General features: G+C 71.6%; 26 protein-coding genes. 10 read left to right on the top strand and 16 right to left on the bottom strand.

From position 1 onward, the window contains the following. Nucleotides 1–121: 121 nt before the first annotated feature. The 3 genes from DP939_RS46130 to DP939_RS11715 all read right to left on the bottom strand — a co-directional run bounded on the left by DP939_RS46130 (nucleotide 122) and on the right by DP939_RS11715 (nucleotide 2,831). Entirely contained in the window at nucleotides 122–643 is a 522-nt protein-coding gene (locus DP939_RS46130) for a hypothetical protein (protein WP_158578543.1), read from the bottom strand. Between the two features lie 423 nt (nucleotides 644–1,066). Then, a complete protein-coding gene (locus DP939_RS11720; protein ID WP_147267956.1) occupies nucleotides 1,067–2,461 on the bottom strand; it encodes a hypothetical protein in 1,395 nt (464 codons plus the stop codon). Nucleotides 2,462–2,576: 115 nt separating this feature from the next. Continuing rightward, nucleotides 2,577–2,831 (bottom strand): Smr/MutS family protein, encoded by a 255-nt coding sequence (locus DP939_RS11715; protein WP_113980633.1) that lies wholly within the window; start codon nucleotides 2,829–2,831, stop codon nucleotides 2,577–2,579. 97 nt (nucleotides 2,832–2,928) lie between these two features. On the opposite strand from DP939_RS11715, the gene DP939_RS11710 reads away from it, so the two are divergent. From DP939_RS11710 to DP939_RS11690, 5 genes are read left to right on the top strand one after another with little or no spacing between them, the layout of a single operon-like run. Further along, nucleotides 2,929–4,482 (top strand): ABC transporter substrate-binding protein, encoded by a 1,554-nt coding sequence (locus tag DP939_RS11710; protein WP_113980632.1) that lies wholly within the window; start codon nucleotides 2,929–2,931, stop codon nucleotides 4,480–4,482. After that, nucleotides 4,479–5,459 (top strand): ABC transporter permease, encoded by a 981-nt coding sequence (locus tag DP939_RS11705; protein WP_225878173.1) that lies wholly within the window; start codon nucleotides 4,479–4,481, stop codon nucleotides 5,457–5,459. Before DP939_RS11710 ends, DP939_RS11705 begins: the two co-directional genes overlap by 4 nt. Beyond that, the gene (locus DP939_RS11700) at nucleotides 5,459–6,271 is read left to right on the top strand and encodes an ABC transporter permease (protein WP_113980631.1); all 813 of its coding nucleotides are present in this window, start codon (nucleotides 5,459–5,461) and stop codon (nucleotides 6,269–6,271) included. The genes DP939_RS11705 and DP939_RS11700 overlap by 1 nt, the downstream gene beginning before the upstream one ends. Then, nucleotides 6,268–7,206, top strand: coding sequence for an ABC transporter ATP-binding protein (locus DP939_RS11695; protein WP_225878172.1), 939 nt, complete (start codon nucleotides 6,268–6,270; stop codon nucleotides 7,204–7,206). Before DP939_RS11700 ends, DP939_RS11695 begins: the two co-directional genes overlap by 4 nt. Further along, nucleotides 7,199–7,885, top strand: coding sequence for an ABC transporter ATP-binding protein (locus tag DP939_RS11690; protein WP_113980630.1), 687 nt, complete (start codon nucleotides 7,199–7,201; stop codon nucleotides 7,883–7,885). Before DP939_RS11695 ends, DP939_RS11690 begins: the two co-directional genes overlap by 8 nt. Before the next feature lie 55 nt (nucleotides 7,886–7,940). Here DP939_RS11690 and DP939_RS46125 read toward each other — a convergent pair whose 3' ends face one another. Together DP939_RS46125 and DP939_RS11680 are read right to left on the bottom strand one after the other, a co-directional pair. Next, entirely contained in the window at nucleotides 7,941–8,951 is a 1,011-nt protein-coding gene (locus DP939_RS46125; protein WP_158578542.1) for a hypothetical protein, read from the bottom strand. A 281-nt stretch (nucleotides 8,952–9,232) separates the two neighbouring features. Next, the gene (locus DP939_RS11680) at nucleotides 9,233–9,661 is read right to left on the bottom strand and encodes a CBS domain-containing protein (RefSeq protein WP_113980753.1); all 429 of its coding nucleotides are present in this window, start codon (nucleotides 9,659–9,661) and stop codon (nucleotides 9,233–9,235) included. 515 nt (nucleotides 9,662–10,176) lie between these two features. Between DP939_RS11680 and DP939_RS11675 the strand changes: the two genes are divergently transcribed. Further along, nucleotides 10,177–10,509, top strand: coding sequence for a hypothetical protein (locus DP939_RS11675; protein ID WP_113980628.1), 333 nt, complete (start codon nucleotides 10,177–10,179; stop codon nucleotides 10,507–10,509). A gap of 61 nt (nucleotides 10,510–10,570) precedes the next feature. On the opposite strand, the gene DP939_RS11670 is transcribed toward DP939_RS11675, so the two are convergent. The 3 genes from DP939_RS11670 to DP939_RS11660 form a co-directional block, all read right to left on the bottom strand. Then, complete coding sequence (locus tag DP939_RS11670) at nucleotides 10,571–10,945, bottom strand: hypothetical protein (protein ID WP_113980627.1); 375 nt, start codon at nucleotides 10,943–10,945, stop codon at nucleotides 10,571–10,573. A gap of 59 nt (nucleotides 10,946–11,004) precedes the next feature. Continuing rightward, nucleotides 11,005–11,895 carry a sigma-70 family RNA polymerase sigma factor gene (locus tag DP939_RS11665; protein WP_158578541.1) on the bottom strand — a complete coding sequence of 297 codons (891 nt, stop codon included), beginning with the start codon at nucleotides 11,893–11,895 and terminating at the stop codon, nucleotides 11,005–11,007. Nucleotides 11,896–12,431: 536 nt separating this feature from the next. After that, a complete protein-coding gene (locus DP939_RS11660) occupies nucleotides 12,432–12,830 on the bottom strand; it encodes a PPOX class F420-dependent oxidoreductase (RefSeq protein ID WP_113980625.1) in 399 nt (132 codons plus the stop codon). 85 nt (nucleotides 12,831–12,915) lie between these two features. Between DP939_RS11660 and DP939_RS11655 the strand changes: the two genes are divergently transcribed. Then, nucleotides 12,916–13,308, top strand: coding sequence for a winged helix-turn-helix transcriptional regulator (locus DP939_RS11655; RefSeq protein WP_113980624.1), 393 nt, complete (start codon nucleotides 12,916–12,918; stop codon nucleotides 13,306–13,308). Between the two features lie 7 nt (nucleotides 13,309–13,315). Here DP939_RS11655 and DP939_RS11650 read toward each other — a convergent pair whose 3' ends face one another. Next, the gene (locus tag DP939_RS11650; protein WP_113980623.1) at nucleotides 13,316–14,020 is read right to left on the bottom strand and encodes a hypothetical protein; all 705 of its coding nucleotides are present in this window, start codon (nucleotides 14,018–14,020) and stop codon (nucleotides 13,316–13,318) included. A gap of 183 nt (nucleotides 14,021–14,203) precedes the next feature. Here DP939_RS11650 and DP939_RS11645 point away from each other — a divergent pair, with 183 nt between their 5' ends. Genes DP939_RS11645 through DP939_RS11635 form a run of 3 tightly spaced genes read left to right on the top strand, consistent with a single transcriptional unit; the run spans nucleotide 14,204 to nucleotide 16,880 of the window. Further along, entirely contained in the window at nucleotides 14,204–14,668 is a 465-nt protein-coding gene (locus tag DP939_RS11645) for a MarR family winged helix-turn-helix transcriptional regulator (protein WP_113980622.1), read from the top strand. Further along, nucleotides 14,665–15,348 carry an LppX_LprAFG lipoprotein gene (locus DP939_RS11640; RefSeq protein ID WP_225878171.1) on the top strand — a complete coding sequence of 228 codons (684 nt, stop codon included), beginning with the start codon at nucleotides 14,665–14,667 and terminating at the stop codon, nucleotides 15,346–15,348. Before DP939_RS11645 ends, DP939_RS11640 begins: the two co-directional genes overlap by 4 nt. Continuing rightward, entirely contained in the window at nucleotides 15,345–16,880 is a 1,536-nt protein-coding gene (locus DP939_RS11635) for an MFS transporter (protein WP_113980621.1), read from the top strand. Before DP939_RS11640 ends, DP939_RS11635 begins: the two co-directional genes overlap by 4 nt. A gap of 73 nt (nucleotides 16,881–16,953) precedes the next feature. On the opposite strand, the gene DP939_RS11630 is transcribed toward DP939_RS11635, so the two are convergent. From DP939_RS11630 to DP939_RS11600, 7 genes are all read right to left on the bottom strand, one after another. Continuing rightward, a complete protein-coding gene (locus tag DP939_RS11630; RefSeq protein ID WP_113980620.1) occupies nucleotides 16,954–17,451 on the bottom strand; it encodes an SUKH-3 domain-containing protein in 498 nt (165 codons plus the stop codon). A 70-nt stretch (nucleotides 17,452–17,521) separates the two neighbouring features. Beyond that, complete coding sequence (locus tag DP939_RS11625; RefSeq protein WP_147267954.1) at nucleotides 17,522–18,361, bottom strand: hypothetical protein; 840 nt, start codon at nucleotides 18,359–18,361, stop codon at nucleotides 17,522–17,524. Nucleotides 18,362–18,460: 99 nt separating this feature from the next. After that, nucleotides 18,461–19,894, bottom strand: a complete 1,434-nt coding sequence (gene der / locus DP939_RS11620) for a ribosome biogenesis GTPase Der (protein ID WP_225878170.1) — start codon at nucleotides 19,892–19,894, stop codon at nucleotides 18,461–18,463. Then, nucleotides 19,891–20,538: a (d)CMP kinase gene (gene cmk, locus DP939_RS11615; RefSeq protein WP_113980751.1), complete on the bottom strand. Its 648-nt coding sequence runs from the start codon at nucleotides 20,536–20,538 to the stop codon at nucleotides 19,891–19,893. The genes der and cmk overlap by 4 nt, the downstream gene beginning before the upstream one ends. A gap of 74 nt (nucleotides 20,539–20,612) precedes the next feature. Beyond that, on the bottom strand, nucleotides 20,613–21,239 hold the full coding sequence (locus DP939_RS11610; protein WP_113980618.1) for a winged helix-turn-helix domain-containing protein: 627 nt from the start codon (nucleotides 21,237–21,239) through the stop codon (nucleotides 20,613–20,615). A gap of 97 nt (nucleotides 21,240–21,336) precedes the next feature. Further along, the gene (locus tag DP939_RS11605; RefSeq protein ID WP_113980617.1) at nucleotides 21,337–22,740 is read right to left on the bottom strand and encodes a carotenoid oxygenase family protein; all 1,404 of its coding nucleotides are present in this window, start codon (nucleotides 22,738–22,740) and stop codon (nucleotides 21,337–21,339) included. 113 nt (nucleotides 22,741–22,853) lie between these two features. Continuing rightward, entirely contained in the window at nucleotides 22,854–24,245 is a 1,392-nt protein-coding gene (locus DP939_RS11600; RefSeq protein ID WP_113980616.1) for a carotenoid oxygenase family protein, read from the bottom strand. Nucleotides 24,246–24,301: the final 56 nt, after the last annotated feature.

Raw genomic sequence — 24,301 nt, 5'->3', positions numbered from 1 at the left:
GCGGGCATGAGCCGTCGCGTCCTCCGGACGCGACCGCCATCGCCGCGGACGACCCTCCACCCGAACGCGCCGGGTTCCGGCGACCCTGGAATCCGCGCGCTCATCCTATCGAACATATTATCTATAACAACGAGCTGAACAAGGGGTAGATCGTGAGTATCACGGGGGAATCCGTACAGAGGCAGCAGTACACCGGGGCGGTGTCGTCGGGCACTCGCGTCACCCGTGGGGGCACCAGGGTGACCGCGTCCACCAGTTGGACGAGGCACCGCCGGGGCACCCGCGTCACCTGCGGCGGCTCCACCAGCTGGACCATGCGGGGCACGCGGGTGACCGCCGGCGCCCCCCGGTCCACGAGCTGGACCATGGCGTCCACGAGCTGGACCAGGCACCGCCGGGGCACCCGCGTCACCTGCGGCGCGTCCACCAGTTGGACCATGCGCGGAACACTCGTTACCTGCCAGAACACCATGGCGTCGGGTACCCGGGTCACCTGCGGGGGCACCAGGGTCACCCGGCGGGCCGGTGGCCACGACCGGCCCGGCATGACGCGCGACGTCGTCGCGGCCATGTAGTCACCGGCGGCTCGGCCGGGCGCCCGGGCGCGGGCCGCCCCGGCGCCGGGCGCCCGCCGAGCGCACACCCGCAGATGAAATCGGCACTCGCCGAGCCGGCCGACACCGACCGGGCCGGACACAGATCCGGCGCACCGGTGACGTGGCCAGGTCCGTTCCACGGGGGCACGGACACGCCCGGCAACGGCGTCGGCACCGAAAAACGCGGAGGGGCCGGCCCCACCGAACATCCGGTGGGCCCGGCCCCTCCGATCACCGCCCGGCACGCCCCGGTCCGCACCAGGCGACACTGAAAGTCCGGCCACCCGATACGGACCCGGCGCGATCCCGATGCGGCCATCGGTGGCCCTGACCACACCGGACGGTACGGCCTGGAAACCCGGCCGCCCGGCACGACGTTGATGCACGGCTTGAAAAGCCCACACCCGGCCGGTACGGGAATCCGCACCGGGCGGCACGGCCTTTCCAGGCCGGCCGCCCGGCCCAGCGGGTCAGGAATCCGAGCCGGCCGATGCCGGGGTGCCGCATGGGACGGCGTTGGTGGTGGCGAGGCGGTGGTCCTGGCCGGCGGCGCGGAGCGCGGCGCGGTCGGCCGGACCGGCGAGGATCCCGTAGGTGGACGGGTGCAGCCTGGCCGCTTCCGAGGTGCCGTTTCCGCTGTTCAGGACCCCGATCAGGTACCAGTGGTGGTGGTCCTCGGGGCGGCACTCGGCGCTGCGCGGCAATGGACGCAGCCAGCCCTTCTCCTCTTCCTCCCAGACCGGCGGCGGCGGGCCGATGGCCGGGCCGGGGCCGTGGTGGTGCGGCCAGCGGGTGATCCACGGGCCGCCGCTGTTGCCCGGGGCCACGCGGCAGTTGCGGGTGGTCAGCAGGCTGTTGTCGTCGCGGTGGTTCAGGTCGGTGACGTGGGCGTCGCAGCGGTACAGCAGGCCGCCGGTGTACGGCCCTTCCTGCGGGTACCCCAGGTTGATCACCGGCGGGAACTTCGTGCCGGTCCGGCTGATGTGCGGGACGAATCCGCCCACCACGTTCTGCACCCGGCGGCCCCGGTCGTCGGGGGCCAGCGCGACCAGCCCGATGTCCACGTTGAACCCGGCGTTGGCGTCGAGGTACCGGCGCGGGATGAACGACTGGGTCGCCGCCCACCGGCCGAACGGCCTCTCCACCCGGCCGCCCGACTCCCGGTACGCCGGGATGAACAGCACCCGGCTCGACCAGGTGGTCCCGTTGATCAGGCAGTGCGCGGCCGTGCTGATCACGTTGCGGCTCTGCGACTTGACCACGCTGGCGCTGCAGCTCTCGTCCCGGCGGTCGACCTCGTCGAAGAAGAACAGCTTCCCGGTGATGCGTGAGCGCGAGTCCGCCGAGTACGGCGTGGGCCAGGGCGCGTACCCCCGGCTGTCGCCGCCCTTGGTGAGGATCCTGTTCCTCGGATCTTCGGCCGCCGGCCGCGCGAGGTTCACCGACCGCGAGGGGCCCGGCCGCCGCCTGGACTCCTCCCGGCTCGCGGGGCCGCCGCGGGACGGCCTGGCCCGGTCCGGGCGCTCGGCGCCCGGGCGTTCCCGGTGCCGGGGCCGTTGCGTGTGCGACTCATCGCGCCCCGGGCGTGCCGGCGGCGCCGGGGCGCTCCCCCGGGCCTGGCCGTTGAGGGGCGGCTCGTTGGTCACCGCCGCCAGGCGGGCGTCCGTCCAGTAGGCCAGGGTCGCGGCGGGGTCCTGCACCGGGGATGCCGCGACCTTGCCGTCCCCTGGGGGCCGTTCGAGCCCGGCGTCTCCGCGCGCGGCCGTCTCGCCGGTGATCAGCAGTACGGCCGCGAGCGCGGTCGTACCGATCATTGTCATCTGCCCCATACGCTGCTCCAGCGACTCGTTCACGACACTCGTCACGAACAGCGCATCATTCGCCTGGATTCACAGACGTGACACCAGGCCACCGCATATGTGGCCGTTACCCAGCTTTTCCCACCGCGTGGCGTCCCGCTCGGCGGTGGTGGTGGAGGTATCAGCGGTGGCGGAAGTAGACGAACAGCCGCCCGTGGTTCTTGGAGTCCTTGTCGATGCGGTGGTACAGGGCCTTGATCTCCTTCTGATCAAGGAAGCGCAGGACCTTCTTCTTCAACTGCCCTGAGCCCTTGCCCGGAATGATCTCGACCTCCGTCGCCTTCTTCCGGATGGCCTCGTCGATGATGCCGCGCAGCGCCTTGTCGATCTCGCCGCCCCGGTTGTAGATCGGGTGGAGATCCAGCTTCAGCTTCACGGGAGGAGTCTACGCGGACCCCCAGTTGCGACTTGTTTGCAACTGCGAACAATCCTGGTTAGGGTCCGATTTGATCGCACCTCGGAGGTTATCTGTAATGAAGCGCCTGATCGCGCTGTCTGTCGCGTTCGGCATGCTGACCGCCGCCGCCTGCTCCGCGCCCAAAGGCCCCGCCGCACCGGCGGGCAAGGCCGACGACGGCACGTTCGTCATCGGGATGAGCTCTGAGTTCGACAACCTGAGCCCCGTGCTCGGCTTCTCCCCTGACGGCGGGTCGATGATGTTCGACGGCCTGATGACCCGGTCCCCCGACCTCACCCTCAAGCCCTCCCTCGCCACCGCGCCCCCGCAGATCTCCGAGGACGGCAAGACCGTCACGTTCACCCTGCGCCAAGGTGTGAAGTTCCACGACGGCAAGCCGCTCACCAGTGAAGACGTCGAGTACACCTACGAGGCGCTGCTCGACCCCAAGAACAACTCCTCGATCAGGGGCGACTACGCCGCGATCAAAGAGGTGGAGGCGCCCGACCCCACCACGGTCGTGTTCGAGCTGAACCACCCCTACGCCCCGCTCCCCCAGCGCACCACCCTCGGCATCGTGCCGAAGGGGACGCTGGAGAAGACCAGGCCCGTGGGCAGCGGGCCGTACAAGTTCGTGTCCTGGACCCCCGGCGACAAGGTCGTGCTGGAGGCGAACAAGGACTACTGGGGCGGCGCTCCGGCGATCTCCCGGCTGGTGCTCGCGTTCGCGCCCGATGACAATGTCCGGGCCACGCGGTTGCGGGCCGGTGAATTCGACGCCACCGTGCTGCCGCCCAAGGCCGCGGCCGGGTTCCGCGGGCAGCAGGGGCTGACCGTGTACGACGCCCACACCGCCGACTACCGCGGTATCGCCTGGCCGATGAAGCAGCCGGTGACCGGTGACAAGGCCATCCGCAAGGCCGTCGATCTGGCCATCGACCGGCAGGCGATCGTGGACGCGATCCTGGCCGGCGCGGGCACCCCGGCGTACGGGCCCATCTCGCCCGACACCGCCTGGCACAACCCCGAGGTGACCGGCAAGACGGACCAGGAGGCCGCCAAGCGGCTGCTGGAGGAGGCCGGGTACAAGCCGGGCGCCGACGGGATCAGGGAGAAGGACGGCCGCAGGGCTGAGTTCACGCTCATGTACCCGGCGGGCGACTCGCTGCGCAAGGAACTGGCGCTGGCCGTCGCCTCCGACGCCAAGAAGATCGGCATCGCGGTGGAGCCGGCCGGCCTGGACTGGGACGCCATCGAGCCGCGCATGGCCGAGGACGCGCTGATCATGGGCTACGGCAGCCCTTATGACCCCGACTACATCAACTACGAGCTGTTCCACTCCAAGTACGCCGGAGAGGGATACTTCAACCCGGGCCACTACAACAACCCCAAGGTGGACGAACTCCTCGACAAGGGCCGCGCGTCCGCCGGCGACGCGGAACGCAAGCAGGCGTACCGCGAGTTCCAGAAGTTCATCCACGATGACCAGGCGTGGACCTACATCGTGTTCCTCAAGCACGTCTACGTGGTCCGCGGCCAGTACACCGGGATCACCCCGGGCGTGGACGCGCACGAGCACGCCACCGGCGGGCTGTTCGCGACGATCCACACCTGGAAACCCGCCGCGTGAGAGCCGTCCTGCGGATGGTCGCCTGGCGGGTCGCGTTCGCCGTCCCGCTGCTCGTGATCGTCACCATCGTGATGTTCGCCCTCGCCCAGGCCTCGCCGTTCGACCCCGTGCGGCAGTACCTGGGCGACCGGGCGCTGGTCACCTCCCCGGAGATCCTTGAGCAGATCCGGGCGAACTGGGGGCTGGACCGGCCGGTCCACGAGCAGTTCGCCGCGTGGTTCGGCAATCTGGTGAGCGGCGACCTCGGCGAGTCCCGCTCCTTCCACCGGCCGGTGGCCGAGGTCATCGGCGAACGGCTGGGCTGGACCCTGCTGGCCACCGGCTCGGCGATGGTGCTGATGTTCGCCGCCTCGCTGGTGGTCGGCACGATCGCGGCCTGGCGGCGCGGGTCGTGGCTGGACCGGCTGATCGTCGGGGGCGCGTTCGCCAACGAGGCCGCGCCGGTGTTCTGGCTCGGCCTGCTGGCGATCTCGGTGTTCGCGGTGACGCTCGGCTGGCTGCCCGCGGGCGGCCTCACCGACGCCGCCTCGACCTCGATCACCGTCGGCGACGTGGCCGCGCACATGGTGCTGCCCGTGGTGGTGCTCGCCGTGTCGCAGTCGTCGTGGCTGGTCCTGTACGTACGCGAGTCGGTGATCGGCACCCTGCGCGAGGACTTCGTGATCGGCGCCCGGGCGCGCGGCCTGCGCGAACGCACGATCCTGGTCCGGCATGCGCTGCGCTCGGCGCTGCTGCCGTTCCTGACCCTGCTCGGGGCCCGGATGCCCGAACTGGTGACCGGCGCGATCCTGGTGGAGACCGTGTTCTCCTGGCCGGGCGTGGCCGGTACGTCGGTGCAGGCGGCGCTGGCCGTGGACTTCCCGCTGCTGGCCGCGCTGACCCTGCTCGGCACCGTGGCGGTGCTGGCCGGCAACCTGCTCGCCGACATCGCCTACACCGTCGCCGACCCCCGGGTCCGTACGCTGGGGGTGGGCTGATGCCGGTACGCCTCTCACTGGCCGCCCTCGCCGTCCTGGCCCTGGCCGTCGTCCTGGTCCCGCCGATCGTGCAACTGGACCAGAGCCTGGTGGACCTGCGCGCGGCGGGGCAGCCCCCGTCCCTTTCCCACCTGTTCGGCACCGACGAGGTGGGCCGCGACCTGCTGGTCAGGTCGATCTACGGGCTGCGCGTCTCCTTCCTGGTCGGTCTGGTGGCCGCGCTGGTCAGCATGGTCATCGGCGGCCTGGTCGGGCTCGCCGCGGGCAGCTTGGGCGGCCTGGCCGACCGGCTGCTGATGCGCGTCGTGGACGGCTTCAACGCGCTGCCGCACCTGCTGTTCGGCATCTTCATCGTCGCGCTGTTCGCGCCGAGCCCGGTCGCCGTGGTGGTCTCGGTCGGCGTCACGCACTGGACGACGGCCGCCCGGATCGTCCGCTCGGAGGTGCTGTCGCTGCGTTCGCGCCCGTTCGTGGAGGCGGCGATCTCCGGCGGGGCCAGCCGTACCCGGGTCGTGCGCAGGCACCTGCTGCCACACCTGTTCCCGCACCTGCTGCTGGCCACGGTGCTGATGGTGCCGCACGCCATCTGGCACGAGACCGCGCTCAGCTTCCTCGGGCTGGGCCTGCCGCCGCATTTGGCCTCGCTGGGCAACATGATCAGCGACGGGCAGCGCTCGCTGCTCACCGGCGCGTGGTGGCCGAGCCTGGTGCCCGGCCTGTTCATCCTGGTGCCCACGCTGGCCGTGGCGGTGCTCGCGCAGCGGCTGCGCGACCGGCTGAACCCCAGGCAGCGATCGGAGCTGGAACTGTGACCACTCAAGGACGGCTGCTGCGCGCCGAGGGGCTGACGGTGACCTTCCGCGTCCCCGGCGGGACCGTGCGGGCGGTCAGCGACGCGAACTTCACCGTACGGCCGGGCCGCTGCCTGGCCCTGGTCGGGGAGTCCGGGTGCGGCAAGTCGGTGCTCGCGCACGCGCTGCTCGGGCTGCTGCCGGGCAACGCCACCGTGTCCGGCGCGGCCTGGCTGGAAGGCGACGGGGAGCCGGTCGAACTGCTCTCCGCGCCGCCCGCCGTACTGGCCGGGCGGGTCAGGGGGCGGCGGATCGGGCTGATCCCGCAGAGCCCGGCCACCCACCTCACGCCCGTGCGCACCGCGCGGGCGCAGCTCACCGAGGCGCTGCGCGAACTGGGCTCGGCGCAACGCGCCGATGACCTGGTGCTGCGGTACGGCCTGCGCCCCGCCGACCTGGACCGCTACCCGCACGAGCTGTCCGGGGGGATGGCCCAGCGGGTGGCCAACGCGATGGCGCTGGCCGGGGACCCGTGGCTGGTACTCGCCGACGAGCCGACCAGCGGGCTGGACCGGCCGCTGGTCGAGAAGGCCATGGGCACGCTGCGCGAGCTGTGCGACGAGGGCCGCGCGGTGCTGCTGATCACGCACGACCTGCGGGCCGCCGAACAGGTGGCCGACGACATCGCCGTGATGTACGCCAGCCGGCTGGTGGAGCAGGGCCCGGCCGCCCGGGTGTTCGCCCGGCCCCGCCATCCGTACACCGCGGGCCTGCTCGCCGCCCAGCCGGACCGGGAGTTCGCGCCGATCCCCGGCCTGCCGCCGGAACTGACCAGGCTGCCGGAGGGCTGCGCGTTCCGCCCCCGCTGCCCCCGCGCCGACGACGCGTGCGCCGCGCCGCCCGCCTTCGGCGGCGGCGTGGCCTGCCACCACCCGCTGGAGACCGCCGATGCTTGAGGCCAAGGACGTCACCGTCGCCTACCAGCGCAAAATCGTGCTCGCGGACGTGTCGCTGTCGGTCGAGCCGGGCCTGGTGACCGCGCTGTCCGGGCCGAGCGGCTGCGGCAAGTCCACCCTGGCCAGGGTGCTCGCGCTGATGCTGCGGCCACGGTCGGGGCAGGTCAGCGTGGACGGCGTCACCGTACGGGGCTGGCGCCAGCGGGCCGATCGGCGGCTGCGCACCAGCGTGGCCCTGATCTACCAGTCGCCCCGCCAGGCCGTCGATCCGCGCCTGACGCTCACCGAGGTGATCGCCGAGCCGCTGGCGGCCAACGGCCGCCCGGACCCCGAGCGGGTCCGCGCGCTCGCCCGCGAGACCGGCCTGACCGACGACCTGCTGACCCGACGCTCGCACGAGGTGTCGGAGGGGCAGCTCCAGCGCGCGTGCCTGGCGAGGGCGCTGAGCCTGGAACCGCGCTACCTGATCTGCGACGAGATGACGACGATGCTGGACGCGTCCACGCAGGCCCTGCTGGTGGGCGTGGTGGACGCCTACCGCAGGCGGACCGGGGCGGGCGTGCTGGCCATCAGCCACGACACCGTGCTGCTCGACCGCTGGGCGGACCGGGTCATCGACTTCGCCGGGCCGGGCGTACCGGCGGCCCCCGCAGCGGCGGGAAGCACGCCGGACGCGTGAGCGGGGCCCGGTGCGCCGGGCCCCGCTCGACCGCCTGTCCTTGACCGCGCCGGACTCAGAAGAGCCAGTCCAGCAATCCGCCGTTCTCCTTCTCTTTCTCCTTCTCCGGCGGGGGCGGTGGCGCCTGAGACTTGCTGGGCGGGGGCAGCGGCACGGAGGTCGTGGTCTTCGGCTTGGGCACCGAGCTCTCCTGCGGCTTCGGGCGCTCTTCCGGCTCCTCCGCCTCGGGCCTCGGGGCGTGGGAGGTCCGGCCGGTGCGCGTCGGCGACGGCCGGGCCTCGCCGGTCCGCGTGGGCTCGGCCGTGGGCTGGGTGGCCACCTGCTCCGCGCCCCGCGTGGGTGAGGTCGTCGACACCTCCGCCGTGGGCGTGACCGTGGGGTCCAGCGGCTCCTCGGCCTCCTCCAGCGTCGGCTCGGCGGAGGTGGTGGCCGGCGCCGCGGTGGGCGCGGGACGCCCCACGGACGCGCAGGTCGCGGCGCTGGTGCAGGGATCGGACGAGTCGCCGAGCGAGGCGAACAGCATCCAGCCGCCGGCCGTGGCGGCCACCACGGCCCCCGCGGCGATCAGTAGCAGGCCCTTGCCCCGGCGCGGGCGCTCCTCGTCCTCGGCGAGGTCCGGTTCGTCGTAGTCGTGCTGGTGCCGGACACCCGCCCCGAGGAATCCCCGCCGTTCCTCGGTGCCCGGGCCGTCCTCACCGGGCTCCCAGTCGTCGGCGTGGTGGGTCTTCTCCCACTCCCTGGACTCGTTCTCCCATTCCTTGGGCTGGTCGGCGCCATCGTCCCAGCGCTCGCCCTCGGTCCATTCGCGGTCGTCCGACATGAGCCTCGGGTCGAGGGCCATGTGGACACCGGTCTTGATGTGGAGGTTGTCATCGGACTCGGGCGCGGGCTCCTCTTCGGCGTCCGTTTCCCATCCGTCCGACAGCACGTCGCCGTCGCCGCGCTCCGGGGAGCCCGCGGCATCGGCCGACCAGTCAGGGTCGAGAGCGCCGGTCTGCTCCCAGATCTCCTCATGGTCAGGCTCGCGGTGACCGCCGTACGACGGATCTTGCGATCCGCGGCTCATGGTGACCCCTTCTGTCAGAAATCTTGGCCGCGTATCTTCATAGCAGTTCCCACACTGACATGTCGGGAAAATCCACAACCTTAACCACTTAGATCACATCAGTCACGAAAAACCCGACATCTAGGGCCGTCCGCCCCCTGTTTCGGGCCCGTCCGGACCGATGCGGGACGGCCGGCCCTCGCCGCGAAAAGCGGAAAGGACCGGCCGAATCCGGCAAATCCGGACAACTTGACAACGCCGTAGGGTTCTCGCTGACTGGCGGTGAGGGATCCGCCCGGCGCTCAGCGGTGGATGTACTCCACCAGGTGGGCCTTCTCGGTCTCCAGTTCCTCGATCGCGCTCTTCACGACGTCGCCGATGCTGACCAGTCCGGCCAGCCGCCCGCCGTTCACCACCGGCACATGCCGGATGCGGTGCGTGGTCATGGTGCGCCGCAACTCGTCGACGTTGGCGTCCGGCGCGCAGGTGCGGACCTCGGTGGTCATGATCGCCGAGACCGGGGCGTCCAGCACCTCCGCCCCTTGCTCGTTGAGCCGCCTGACCACATCGCGCTCGGACACGATGCCGGCGATGGTGGCACCGTCCTCCGACACCACGACGGCTCCGATGTTCTGTTCGGCCAGCACCGCCAGCAGCCGCCGGACGCTGGCGTCGGGCGGCACGGTCGCCACCGCCGTGCCCTTGGTCCGCAGGATCGCGTCTATCAGCATCGACATCACCTCCGCAGGTAACCGTCTCAATCCCCCGCGCCGGCCCGTCGTACGCGTCCGCGGTCACGTGCGCCACGGCCAATTCAAGGCAACATGCCGGGCCCACACTCCGTCAAGGCCCTGACCGGAACATCTTGTTGCTGGTCACCGCGATCGTAAGCGCTTTCCGGGGCGATTTCGGCCCGATACGGGACGGCGGCTCGATCACGAAACGGCGCGGCGTCCGGGCAGGTCCGGGAGGCCGGGGTCGCTCGGCGCACGACCGAAACCCCCGCGGGTCTTTTCCGGGAGGCGAGGCGGCCGAATGGCACGTTCCTGACCGGGCGACGACAACGGGCAAAGCTGGGATGAAAGGCTCCCTCCGCCCATTGCACAGGAAGGTTTCCTATTTAATACTGCGATCAGCACAGCTCATCGGCTCGCAGCACCCCATCCCTCGCCCGGCGGCGGGCTTTCGTCATGCCCGCCCGCGCCCCCTTCCGGCGTCATTCGCCGCATCCCCATGGAGGTCCGCCATGCCCCGACGCACCCGCGCACTCGCCGCGATGGCCGTCACGGCCCTCGCCTGCCTCGGTACGGTCGCCGTTTCGGCCACCCCCGCGCAGGCGGCCACCGAGGTCGTCTACAGCCCGCTCTCCCTCGGCGACTACTGCGCCGCGAAGGTCAACCCCTCCGCCACCATCGGCTTCTACAACGGCGGCCTAAGCTGCTACCGCTGGGGCACGCCCAACCTCGTCTACGCGGGCAGCGGCAGCCCGTCGGCGGCCTGCGTCTACTTCAACCCGAGCCTCACCTACCTGGGCTACGCACAGGGCGGCAGCCAGGCGCTGATCTGCAAGTACGCCTGATCCGGCCCCACCGCGGCCGGGCCCGCCCCGAAAGGGGCGGCGACCCGGCCGTCTGGTGGTCTCACGGCGGGCCGGTGCGGGTCAGCTTCCTGGTGTCGTCGTGGAGGGCCTGGAGGGCGGCGGCCAGTTCGGCGAGGCGGGAGCACAGCGCCAGCGCGCGGCCGTAGCGCTGGTCGCTCCAGGCCAGCTCGTCGCCCGCGTCGAGGCCGAGCCGGTGTTCGATGTCCCGGCCGATCTCGTCGGCCCACAGCAGGCCGATCTCGTAGGCGGCCCGTACGCCGCCGGCCGCGGTGGCGAGCGCGTCGTCGAACACGGCGGTCGCCGAAGGCGGACCGCCACCGGCCGCGGCGGGCGTCGTGGGCGGCTCCTCCCGCGAGTGGTCATCGTGCTCATCGTGCTCGGGCCGTGCGCCGCTGCCGGGGTCGGCCGGGGCCATGGGCACCTCTCCTCGTCGGTCGATTGGGGATCGCGCGATGGCGGTGTCCGCGCCGTACCTCATGCCCGGCCCGCCCGCGGGCCCGCGTCGTCCGGACGCCGGTCGTCCAGCAGTCCCAAATCGCGCCGCACCCGCTTGCGGGCGTGGTACAGGTTGACCCGCGCGGTGTTGGCGCTCAGGCCCAGCAGGCGGGCGATCTGCGCGGGGGTGTACCCGCGGCGGCTGAGCCGCAGCACCTCCTTCTGGCGGGGCGGCAGACCGGCCAGCGCCCGGTCCTCGGACGGCGACGGCGCGGCCGGGGCGGGACAGGCGGGCACGGGCCCGGCCTGGCGGGTCTCGGCCTGCTCGGCGCGGCGCTCGGCCTGCTCGGCCGCCATCTCCGCGGCCATCTGGCCGACCAGGGCGGCGCGCAGCCGCTCGGTCCCCTCCCGGGCATGGACCTTGACCAGCGAACGGCTCATCCGCAGCCGCTGGGCGATCTCGCCGTCGGAGTAGCCGTCCATCCGCAGCGCCATCACCGCCCGCACCTCGGGCGGCAGGTCGCCGATCCAGCCGACCAGCCGGTGCCGCTGCACGGTCAGGTCGGCCATCTCGTCGCCGCGCGCGCCGGTCGCCGAGGAGACCAGGTCGAGTTCGCCGGGGCCGCCGACGGGCACCTCGCGGCGGCGGTCCATGTCGGACTTCCAGGCGCGCCGCCGGGCCACCGTCTGCGCCCAGGCCGCCGGGCGCTCGGGGAGCCTGCCCAGCCGGTGGGCGGTGAGCAGGGCCAGCAGCACCTCCTGGGCGATGTCCTCGCTGTCGGCGCCGTAGGAGTCGGCGAGGCCGCAGGCGGTGAAGCGGACCGCCCGGCGTACGTCCCGGACGGCGGACAGGGGCAGCGCCGGAGAGGCTGTGGCCTCGCGTGACGCGGGTGTGTCGTCGTCCGGGTCTGCCGTCGCGGACGAGGTCATCTGCGATCCCCCACTGCCCGCCGTACGGCGGGGCGGATGGGGCGGATCCGTGGCGTGGCCGCGAGGTCGTGCCCGTTCGGCGGGCATGGGTCAACAGACACGTGGACTTCCTTTCGATGGGAGGCCCCGCCCGGCCCGCTCCGGCCAAAGATGTGAGACGGACGAGGTCCTCGGACTTGTGTCTGTCGGCGAGTCTCCCGCGAAACACCGCGCCTTACCAGCGGGAATGCCGTTTCGCCGCCCGGTATATCCGTCTTGTGCCAGCGTGATATATGTCACAAAGGCTCGTACCTCTTGCTTTTAATGAGGCCGCAGGATTTGCGACACTAACCGGTGGCAACCAACTTGCATGCATCGGGTAGTAGGTTTCTCACTCCGCGTGTCAGTTCGGTTCGCGATGGGAGGTCCCGTCCGTCCCGCTCCGGCCAAAGTTGTGAGGCGGGCGAGGTCCTCGGCCGATTCGCGCGCCCCCACGGCGCGCGCCGAAAGGGCCCGGCCGCCGGTGACGGCGGCCGGGCCCTCTTCGTGCGCGACGGCTATCCGAAGGACGCGTGGAAGACCCTCTCCGGGGTCACCCTGACGATCAGGCGGAGCACGTCGGCGGGCTCCGGCGGCGGGTCCTCGCCGACGTACTTGTGCGACAGCGTGCGGCCGAGCGTCTTGCCCGGGTCCTCCAGCAGTTCGGCGGTGCCGCGGATCTCCGCGTAGTTGTACGGGTCGCCCATCTCGAAGATCGACAGGCTGATCCGCGGATCGGCGGCCAGGTTGCGCGCCTTGCGGCGGCGTTCGGTGGTGGTGAACAACACGGCCTCGCCCTCCCGCATGACCCACACGACCGACGTGTGCGGGCTGCCGTCCGGGTTGAGCGTGGCGACGGTGGCGAAGTTCCGGCCGTCGATCAGCCGGCGCGTGGCCTCGTTCATGGTGACGGGCACCTGGGTCCCCTTCCCCCTGTGGGACATGTTCTGTTATGGGGGCCATCATTTGTTACCGAGGGCGTACGCGGAAGGAGGCAGTTTCATGTCACAACGGAACACGGATGTGACCGAGCACGTCGATGAGGGGCAGGCGTGCGCGATCCTCGACGTGCTCAACCGCGTCAGCGGCAAGTGGAGCATCACCGTGCTGATCCGGACCGCCGGCGGGCCGGTGCGCTTCACCGAGCTGGAGCGGTCGATCGGCGGCATCAGCAGGCGGATGCTCACCCTGACCCTGCGCAACCTGGAACGCGACGGGCTGATCGTGCGGACGGTCTACCCGACGGTGCCGGCCAAGGTGGAGTACACGGCCACGGAGATGGCCCGCGAGCTGTACGACCACCTGGTGGGGCTCACCGCCTGGGCCGAACGGCACGGCCCCGCCGTGGTCGCCTCCCGCACCGCCTACGACCGTGCCGCCGCCCCTTCCCCCTGATCGGCGGTCAGCGGGTACGGCGGGGCGGGCCGGGGCAACGGGCGCGGACGGCCGTGGCACGCCGGGTCTTCGGCTTGCCGCCGTGTGCCCCCGGGCCGTTCATGACGGGCCTGCGCGAGAGCCAGAACGCGCCCCCGAGGAACATGCCGGTCGCCGCCAGGGCGCTCATCACCAGCGCCCACGCCCCCTCGCTCTGCGCCGACTCGGTGCCCACGAGCCTGCCATCGACCTCGGCCAGCGGCGTCCCGCCGCCCGCAGAAGCCTCGTGGGGCCGCTCCGTACCGTGCGGGGACGCGACAGGCGCCTTCTCCTCTTGTTCCGGCTTCCGCGGCTTCTGAGGACGGGAAGCGGCCTCCTCGTCGCCCGGCAAGGGGCGCCGGGGCGGCGCGGCGGAGGGCTCCCGGCCGGAGGGCGTAGCGCGCACCGGGTCCGCCTTCCGCCTCTCCCCGGGCTCGCCGCTCCTGCGCCGGACGGCCCCGCCCTCGGCGCGCGCCACCGGGCGGTACCGCTGCCGCCGGGCCTCGCCCTCATCGTCATCGTCGTCATCGTCGTCATCGTCTTCGTCGTCGCCGTCGTCGGCGAGCAGGGCGGCGGACGCCGGTACGGCCCCCGGTGCCCCCCGTACGACCCCCGCCGCCGTGCCGGTGGCCCCCCAGCCGAGGGTGAGCACCAGCGAGACCACCAGGAGGAGCCGCAGTAGTCGCCTGAGCATGCCTGCCTCCCGTGCCCTCGCTGCCTCTCCCGGCCGTTTCCCACGATCGCCGCGCCGCATTGGGGCAGGGTGAGCATCGAATGAGAAACCTCTCACCAGACCTGCGGATCAGCCGGACCCGTGGCCAATGAAGGTCGTCTGCGCGACAGTACGCGATCGGCCACCTGCGTATAGATTCATGGCATGAGCACCGACGAACCCCGCTGGCTCACCTCGGTCGAGCAGCGGGCGTGGCGTTCCCATCTCAGCGCCCACAAACTCCTCTCCCACCGGCTCGACCGCGAGTTGCACGAGTTCGGGCTCTCGCTCAACGACTACGAGATCCTGGTCAACCTCTCGGAGAGCCCGCAGCGGCGGATGCGGATGAGCGACCTCGCCGACGCCACGATCCAGTCGCGCAGCCGGCTCTCCCACCAGATATCGCGCATGGAGGCGGCCGGGCTGGTCACCAGGGAGAGCTGCGACGACGACCGGCGCGGCACGTTCGCGGTGCTGACCGAGCAGGGCTGGGAGACCATCCAGCGGGTGGCACCGCACCACGTGGCGGGTGTACGCCAGCACTTCATCGACAGGCTCACCGACGACCAGATCCGCGATCTCCAGTGCGCCCTCGACCCGGTGATCGACCACCTGAAGAGCCTGCGGTGAGGGCCCGGATACGCGCGCTCGCGCTGTGCCTGGCACTGCTCGCCGTGCCGGTGGCCGTGGCGGGCTGCGGCGCGTCGGGCTCGGCGCTGCCGCCGGGCGAGGAGCTGATGAAGAAGTCCGCGACGGCGATGCGCACGGTCAAGAGCGCGGCGTTCGCGATCGAGACCGAGGGCAGCCCGCCGGTCTCGGTGCGCAAGGCGGACGGCAGGCTGACCGCCGCCGGCGACGCCGACGGCACCGTCCAGATCGAGGTGATCGGCAGCCTGCAGGAGCTGGCCTTCGTCCTGCTCGGCGACACCGTGCACTTCAAGGGGCCCACCGGCGGCTACCAGACGATGACCAGGCGGCAGCTCGCCGCCTTCTACGACCCCTCGGCCATCCTCGATCCGGCCAAGGGCGTGCCCGCGCTGCTCGCTTCGTCCACCAAGGCGGCCACCCAGGCCGAGGAGGAGGTCGGCGGCGTGGCCGCCTACCGGGTCACCGCCACGCTGCCGCAGGCGGCGCTGTCCACGGTGGTGCCGGGCGTCCAGCAGGGGTCGGACGCCACGCTGTGGCTGGACAAGGCGAACGGCCGGCTGGTGAAGGCCAGCCTCCCGCTGGGCAAGGGCGAGGCGTCCGGCACGGTGGTCGTGACGCTCAGCGACTACGATGCCCCGGTGCAGGTGACCGCGCCGAAGTGACCGTCCCGTCCGCTCCCTCTGATGCCGCGCTCTCAGGCGGCGGTGCGTCCCGGCGGGCCCGGCGCGGTGTCGCGCTGGGCGTGGGCGGCACGGCCGTCCTGCTGGCCGCGCTCGACGCCTACGTGGTGGTCACCGTCCTGGTCGACATCGCCGCCGACGTCGGCGTCCCGCTCAACCGCCTGGAGCGGGCGACCCCGGTCGTCACCGGGTTCCTGCTCGGCTACGTCGCGGCGATGCCGCTGCTCGGCAGGCTGTCCGACCGGTACGGCAGGCGTCCGCTCATCCTGGCCTGCCTGGCGGGGTTCGCCGCCGGGTCCGCGCTGACCGCACTGGCCGGATCGGTGCCGCCGCTGGTCGCCGGGCGCGCGTTGCAGGGCCTCGCCGGGGGCGCGCTGCTGCCGATCACCATGGCGCTGGTCGCCGACCTGTGGGACGAGCACGCCAGGCCGGTGGCGCTCGGCGCGGTGGGCGCGGCCCAGGAGCTGGGCAGCGTCCTCGGCCCGCTGTACGGCGCGGGCGTGGCCGCCCTGGTCGGCTGGCGGGGGATCTTCTGGGTGAACCTCCCGCTGTCGGCGCTCGCGGCGGTCGCGGTGTGGCGTACCGTACCGGGCGGGGCCGCGCCGCCCGCCGGGGACGACGGCGCCGACCGGCCGCGCACGGACGTGACCGGCGGGCTGCTGCTGGCGCTCGCGCTGGGCCTGCTGGTGGCCGGGCTCTACAACCCCGAGCCGGAGCGGGCGGTGCTGCCGCCGTGGGGGCCGCCGCTGGCGCTCGCGGGCGTGGCCGTGGGCGTGGCGTTCGTCCTGTGGGAGCGCCGGGCCCGGCACCGGCTGATCGACCTCACGCGGGTGCGCCGGGGGCCGTTCTTCGGCTGGCTCGGGGTGAGCTTCCTGAGCGGCGCGGCGCTGCTGGTCACGCTGGTCGACGTACAACTCACCGCGCAGACGCTGCTCGGCCTGGACGCCGTGGGCGGCGCGCTGGTGCTGTCCAGGTTCCTGGTGGCGCTGGCGGTGACCGCGCTGGCGGGCGGGCTGCTGGCCAGGAGGCTCGGTGAGCAAACGGTCGCGGTGGCCGGTCTGGCCCTGGCGACCGCCGGATATATCCGGATCGGTCAGTGGCCGCTCGACCTGGCCGCCGCCGGTCTCCGGATCGACCTCGACCTGATCCTGGCCGGGGCGGGGCTCGGCCTGGTGATCGCGCCGGTCTCCTCCGCCGTGCTTCGGGTCTCCCCCGCCGCCCAGCACGGCGTGGCCTCGGCGGCGGTGGTCGTCGCCCGGATGATGGGCATGCTCCTCGGCGTGGCCGGGCTGTCGGCGTGGGGGTTCTACCGGTTCCGGTCGCTGACCGCGGAGCTGGACACGCCGCTGCCATTCGGGGTGGAGGAGGCGGAGTACGCCAGGCGGATGGCGGAGTACCAGGCGCAGGTCAAGGCGGCGCTGCACACCGAGTACACCGAGATCTTCCTGCTCACGGCCGGGCTGTGCGCGCTGGCGGCGGTGCTCGCGCTGGTCTCGGCCACCCGGGAGCGCTGACGCCCGGTCGGCGTCACGGCCGGGGGTCTCAGGGCCAGGAGTCTCACGGCCAGGGATCTCAGGGCCAGGAGTCTCACGGCCAGGGGTCGAGCCCGGGGTCGGCGTGCAGGCACACGAGCGGCCGGTGCGCGCGTACGGCCAGCTCCAGCCCCTCCTCGAAGGTGCCGCCCAGCTCCCAGATCCAGCCCAGCCCGCAGGCCACCATCCGGCCCCCGGCCTCAAGGAACACGCTCGAATAGCTCAGCCACTCGGCGATCGGGAAATAGCTCCCGCCGAGCACCGTCTCGACCTCCCGGCCCAGCTCCCGCTGCCCGGCCCCGGCGGCCAGTGGATCGACGCTGAACGGCTCACCGTTCGAAAAGCGCGGCTCGCCCCCGGCGACCGGCTGGATCACCAGCCCGCCCAGCGACGCCAGCACGGCCTCGGCGAGCGGGCTCACCACATGCCCCTCACAGACCAGCGGCTCGACCCACGCCGCGGTCGCGACCTTTCGCCCTGGCGCCCACCCCGCCGCGCGCAACGCAGAAACAACCTCGGGGTGCAGCGCGGAAAACGCGATCTCCGGCATCATCACTGGCTCCCATTGTCACAGGTGGGAGCCCGATCGGCGGCGAGATGCCGAAGAGAGCCGCCGGGCTGGGTCAGATGTCCCCGACGCTGCCGCAATCCTCGTCGCTGGACTCCCCTTCACCGTAGGCGTCCTGGACCGGCCCCGAGGGCTGCACCCCGGTCGGCGCGGCATCGGGATAGGTCGGCCGGATGAAGCCGTCGTCCGGTTCGCACTCGACACCGGCCTGCCATCTTTCGTCCGAGCCCATCCACCAGTGCTGAAGAGGCCCCCCGGGAGCGTCCCGCCAGAAGTCGTAGGCGCCCTTGTCGTAGGCCATCACCCGGGTGATCATGCCGGTCCCCGGCTTACGCACCGCGTACACGAACCGGTACTCGTACGTCACCCGCAATTCGGCGCCGCCGTCATCGCCCTTACGCGGCTTGGCCGACATCTTGCCCTGCACCTTTATGACATCACCGACCAGCTCCGCCTGCCCTTTGGCGAAACTCGCCACCTCGCCGCGGCTGTTCTTGTTCTGATCCTTGTGGTCGAGATTCTTCAGGAAATCCTTGCGCTGCTCCGGACCGAGGAGCCGGGCGAACGCCTGCGGTTTCCCGCCCTGAAGTGTCACCCGGTCCAGGTAGGCGGCCACCAGCATCTTCTTCGCCGTCCGGTACGCCACCGCCACGTCCTTACGGGAAAAAGCGCCGGCCTTCACCGCCTCCGGCGGCACGATCGCCGCCGCCCCGTCCCCGAACGTCTCCGCCTTGGACCCCGCGAACGGCGCCTCCGCCGTAATGGTGTACTCGGGAGGAACCGCCTTGTCGAGCGCCTTCTGCAGACTTTCCCCCGCCACCTGGCATGCCGAAACCGCCAGCAGGCAGAGACCGACGCCTAACGAACCCGCTGTCCGCCGGAACGCGTGCACCACGATCTCACCTCCTCTGTGCCCGTCCCGGTGACGGGCACAGAGGAAAATACACCTGTCGCCACATTGGCGGCAAACTATATCCCCTTGCCGGGGAGGTGGTTATCCGCGTTTTTTGGCGAAGCGCTTTTCGCGGATTTTCATGCTGATTTCCACCGGGGAACCGGCGAAACCGAACTCCTCGCGCAGCCGGCGTTCGATGAAACGCCGGTAGGTGTCCTCAAGGAAACCGGAGGTGAACAACACGAACTTGGGCGGCTCCACCGATGCCTGGGTGGCGAAGAGGATCTTGGGCTGCTTGCCGCCACGGACCGGGGGCGGGGTGGCCTGGATCAGCTCGGTGAGGAAGGCGTTGAGCCGGCTGGTGGGGACGCGGGTGGCCCAGGAGTCGAGGGCGCGTTCGATGGCGGGGACCAGGCGATCGACGTGGCGGCCGGTCTTGGCGGAGATGTTGACCCGCAGTGCCCACGGGATGCGCACGAGCTGGCGGTCGATCTCCTTTTCCAGGTAGTAGCGGCGGTCTTCGTCGACGAGGTCCCACTTGTTGAAGGCGACCACGACGCACCGGCCGGTCTCGACCACCAGGGAGATGATCCGCAGGTCCTGCTCGGTCAGTGGGTCGCTCGCGTCGATGAGCACGACCGCGACCTCAGAGCGCTCCAGGGCGGCCCTGGTGCGCAGGCTGGCGTAGAAGTCGGCGCCCTGCAGCTCGCGGTCGCGGCGGCGGATGCCCGCGGTGTCGATGAAGCGCCAAGTCTTGCCGCCCAGCTCCACCAGCTCGTCCACCGGGTCGCGGGTGGTGCCGGCCATCGGGTCGACCAGTGCCCGCTCCTCGCCCGCCAGCTTGTTCAGCAGCGAGGACTTGCCCACGTTGGGCTTGCCGACCAGGGCGATCCGGCGCGGGCCGCGCTCAGGGCCGAACCGCTGCTCGGGGGCCTCGGGCAGCGCGTCGAGGATCAGGTCGAGCAGGTCGCCGCTGGACCGGCCGTGCAGCGCCGAGACCGGGTGCGGGGTGCCGATGCCGAGCGCCCACAGCGCCCCGGCCTCCAGCTCCGCGCGCTGGTCGTCGACCTTGTTGGCGGCCAGGACGACCGGCTTGCCCGCGCGCCGCAGCACCCGGGCGACGGCCTCGTCGGCGTCGGTGATGCCCACGGTGACGTCGGTCACGAACAGGATCACATCGGCCAGCTCCACCGCCACCTGGGCCTGCTCGGCGATGCGCTGGGCCATGCCGGTGGCCTCAGGGTCCCAGCCGCCGGTGTCGACCACGGTGAACCGGCGGCCCCGCCAGGTCGCCTCGTACGTCACCCGGTCGCGGGTCACGCCCGGCACGTCTTCGACGACCGCCTCCCGGCGGCCGATGATCCGGTTGACCAGGGTGGACTTGCCCACGTTGGGCCGGCCGACCACGGCGACCACCGGAAGCGGGCCGGAGTCGGCCTCCTGCTCGGCCGCGAGGTCCGCCATGTCTTCGGCGAACTCGCCGAACTCGACCCAGCCCTCGTCGAAGCCCTCGTCGAACCGCTCCCCCGTCACGTTCTTTCCTTTACCAGTCGCAGTATCTCGGCGATCACCTCGTCGAGGGTGAGCGCGGTCGTGTCCAGCTCGACGGCGTCATCGGCCCGCACCAGAGGGTCGGCCTTGCGCGTGGAGTCGAGCGCGTCACGCCGCGCCATGGCGGCCCGCTGGGCCTCGACCGTGGTGCCGGCCGCGCCGCCGTTCAGCTCCGCCGTACGGCGGTGCGCGCGGGCCTCGGCGCTGGCCGTCAGGTAGACCTTGACCTGCGCGCCCGGGGCCACCACGGTGCCGATGTCACGGCCCTCCACGACGATGTCGCCCGAGCCGATGACGGCCCGCTGCGCGGCGACGAGCCGGGCGCGGACCTCGGGGACCGCGCTCACCGCGGAGACCGCGCCGGTGACCTCCGGGCCCCGGATGGGACCGGCCACATCGACGCCGCCCACGGCGATCGTGGGGCCGTCGGGGTCGGTGCCGACATCGAGCACGGGGTCGGCGGCGCGGGCCGCGATCGCCGCGGGGTCGGCCGGCTCGACGCCGTGCTGGAGCATCCACCAGGTGACCGCGCGGTACATCGCCCCGGTATCGAGGTAGCGAAGCCCCAGCGCCCGCGCCACCCCGCGGGACGCGCTGGACTTGCCCGATCCAGAAGGACCGTCCATGGCGACGACCAGTCCGGTCACGGCCACTCCCTATTTGCCTGTGCGCAAAGCTGCCGATGTGTTCGCAGTCGAGGCTACCGGTGTTTGGGAGCGTTCGAGGATTCGGCGGCGTCCTCCGCGGCAGGGTCCGCTGTCACGGGCTCCACGGGAGGCCCTTCGGCGGCCGGGTAACAGACCAGAGCGACGCGGAAGGACGAGCCCTCCGCGCCGCCGTACTTTTCGAACAGGCCCTGCATGGCCTCCCTCAGGTCGGCCAGGAACTCCGGCCGCCGCTCCTCGGGCAGGCAGACCTGTCCCGAGATGCCGAGCGAGGGCAGCTCGGGTGCGGTGCGGTCGAGGTTGGCGATGTCGGCCTGGACCTCCTCGACCAGGCTGAGCACGTAGCCCAGGCTGAGCCGGTCTTCGGAGCGGCGCGGCCCCAGCCGCCCGACGAGGGCGGGCGAGAGCCAGTAGGAGCGCGCGACGGCCTGGTAGATGCCCTCGTTGATGCCGCGCACCCGGCGCTCGCTCACCTGCTCGGCCAGACCGACCGCGACCAGTTGTTTGACGTGGTAGTAGACCCGCTGCGGTGTCTGGCCGAGCTGCTTGGCCACCTCGGTGCACGAGCTCGGCTCGGCGAGCCGGCGCAGCACCTCCACGCGCATGGGTTTGAGCAGCGCCTCGGCCTGCTCCAGCCGGTCCAGATAGACGACGTCCCTCATCTCAAGAACAAGCTTTTATGTAAAGTCTCGTTTTGTCAATCTCGGGACGCCGATCGGCCTCAGGACTGGTCGAAGCTCTCAGGACTCGTCGAAGCCCTCAGGACTCGTCGAAGACGAAACCTCCGTGGAAGCCCAGCGGCACCCGGGCGGGCAGGTGGACGGTGGCGACGGGGCCGCCGGCGAAGTCCTGGGCCGAGAGAATGACCAGGTCGGCCGCGTTCCGGTCTGGGTTGTGGACGTAGGTCATGACATATCCGTCGTCTTCGACGGACTCGGCTGCCTCGGCGCTCGGATCGGCGGGCACGAAGACCGGCTCGCTCGCGTAGGAGCCGCGCGGGAACAGGTGCTCCTCGCGGTTCCCTGTCCGGAAGTCGTACTTGAGCAGCGCTGCGCCGAACGCGGGAGGCGGCAGTTCCGACAGATCCTGGGCCCCGCGCGGCAACTGGACGAGAAGCTCCTCGGTGTCGACCGTGTAGCCGTAGCGGTGCGGCATGCCCGCCCTGCGCGGGTCGATGCGCGGGAACTCCTGGGCGCGGTCGTCCAGGCGTTCACGCTTCACCGAGCCGGACGCCGGGTCGATCACCCACCGCTCCAGCCCGGGGGGGCCGCCCCCGTCGAGCCTGGCGTCCACGAACAGGCTGTCGTAGGCCACCACGTAGATCACCACACGGTCACCGTCGTCGTAGCCGTTGAGCGTGTGGAACACCCAGCAGGGGTCGATGTCGAACCAGCGGACGTCCTCGCCGCCGCCGTCGCGCGGCAGCAGCCCGACGCGCGCCGGATGCGCCTCGTTCCAGGCGTACGGCAGGCGCACGCCCGCCTCCAGCGCCGCCGTGCTGTAGGTCACCGGAAGGTCGTACAGCACCACGTACTTGCCGGTGAGCGCGAAGTCGTGAACCATCGGCCCGTCCTTGACGGCGATGTCCACGGCGCACTCGACCCGGCCCGCGGGGTTGACCACCAGGTGCTGGATACGGTCCGGCCAGCCGAAGTAGTAGGCCACCGCGTGCAGGTCCCCGGTGTGCGGATCGACCGTGGAGTGCGCGGCGAAGCCGCCCGGCAGGGTGCCGTCGAAGTCGTACCGTCCGACGGTGTCCAACTCGTAGGTCAGCTCCTGGATGGGCAGCCCGCTCTCCACCATGGCGAGCGTCTTGCCCGCGTGCCCGATGACGTGCGTGTTGGCGTTCGAGTCCAGGCCGTCGAAGCGCGGCCCCGGCCGGGGCTCCTCTCCCAAAGCCGCGGCGACCGCGTCGGAGCGGATCCACCGGTTGCGGTACCACTCCGCCCTGCCGTCCCGGATCCGCACGCCGTGCACCATGCCGTTGCCCAGAAAAAGGTGCGGGCTGGGTTCGTCAAGGTCGAGCGGGTTGGGCCCGTTACGCAGGAACCGGCCGTTCAAAATCTCCGGCAGTCTGCCGGTGACCGGCAGGTCGAAGGCGGTGATCTCCTCCGTCACCGGGGCGTAGCCGCCCCGGAACGGGTTCTTCTCCAAGCTCGTCATCGTAGGTCCCCCATCACCCATGTAGGTACGTCGTTACTACGTGGTAACGCCGTTACCGCCATTCAACGCCTTAGGGCCGATGCCTGTCAATCGGCATCGGCCCTGGGCGTGACTCAGGGGGCGTCGGGGACGAAGCTGCCGTGGAAGCCCAGCGGCACCCGCCCGGGCAGGTGGACGGTGGCGACGGGGCCGGCGGCGAAGTCCTGGGCGGAGAGGACGACCAGGTCGGCCGCGTCCCGGTCCGGGTTGTGGACATAGGTCATGACATATCCGTCGTCTTCGGCGGACTCGGCGGAGTCCGCCTCCGGGTCACCCGGCACGAAGACCGGCTCGCTCGCGAAGTAGCCGCGCGGGAACAGGTGCTCCTCGCGGCTCCCCGTGCGGAAGTCGTGCTTGAGCAGCGCGGCGCCGAACGCGGGCGTGGGCAGGTCCGAGAGATCCTGGGCATCGCGCGACAGCCGCTTGAGGAACTCCTCGGTCTGGGCGGTGTAGCCGTACCGGTGCGGCAGGCCCGACCTGCGCTCGTCGATGCGCGGGAACTCCTGGGGCCGGTCGTCCAGCCGCTCGCGCTTCAGCGCGCCGGCGGTCAGGTCGATCGTCCACCGCTCCAGCGCGGGAGGGCCGCCCGTGCCGAGCCTGGCGTCCACGAACAGGGTGTCGTAGGCGACCACGTCGATCACCACACGGTCGCCGTCGTCGTAGCTGTTGAGCGTATGGAACACCCAGCAGGGGTCGATGTCGAACCAGCGGATGCCCTTCCCGCCGCCCTCGCGCGGCAGCAGCCCGACCCGCGCCCGGTGCGCCTCGTTCCAGGCGTACGGCAGGCGCACGCCCGCCTCCGCCGCCGCCATGCTGAACGTCACCGGAAGGTCGTACACGACCACGTACTTACCGGTGAGCGCGAAGTCGTGCATCATCGGCCCGTCGCTGACGGCGATGTCGGTGACGCGCGTGACCTGCCCCGCCGCACTGACCACCACATGCTGGACACGGTCGTGCCGGGTGACGTCATAGGCCACCGCGTGCAGCTCCCCGGTCCGCTGGTCGATCTTGGAGTGCGCGGTGAGGCCACCCGGCAGCGTGCCCCCGAAGTCGCCCCGGCCGATCGTGTCCAGCTCGTACGTCAGCTCCACGACCGGCGCTCCGGCCTCCATCAGGGCCAGGGTCTTGCCCGCATGCCCGATGACGTGCGTGTTGGGCGCCTCGTTGATGCCGCCCGGACGCGGCTCCTCCCCGAGGGCCGCCGCGATCTTGTCGGAGCGCACCCACCGGTTGCGGTACCACTCCGCCTTGCCGTCCCGGATCCGCACGCCGTGGACCATGCCGTTGTCGACGAGGAGGTGCGGGTGCGGGTCTTCCAGGTCGAGCGGGTTGGGCCCGTTGCGCAGGAACCGGCCGCTCAGGCTCTCCGGCAGGCTGCCGGTGACCGGCAGGTCGAAGGCGGTGATCTCTTCCGTCACCGGGGCGTAGCCACCGTGGAACGGGGTCTTCTCCGAGCTCGTCATCGTCAGTCCCCCAATGGAGTTGGTAACGCTGTTTCTAAGCGGTAACACTGTTACCC

It is taken from the genome of Spongiactinospora rosea, assembly GCF_003315795.1.
GTDB classification, from domain to species: Bacteria; Actinomycetota; Actinomycetes; order Streptosporangiales; family Streptosporangiaceae; genus Spongiactinospora; species Spongiactinospora rosea.
The sequence above is the reverse complement of the archived record's forward strand: the minus strand, read 5'-3'. Positions and strand labels throughout refer to the sequence as shown.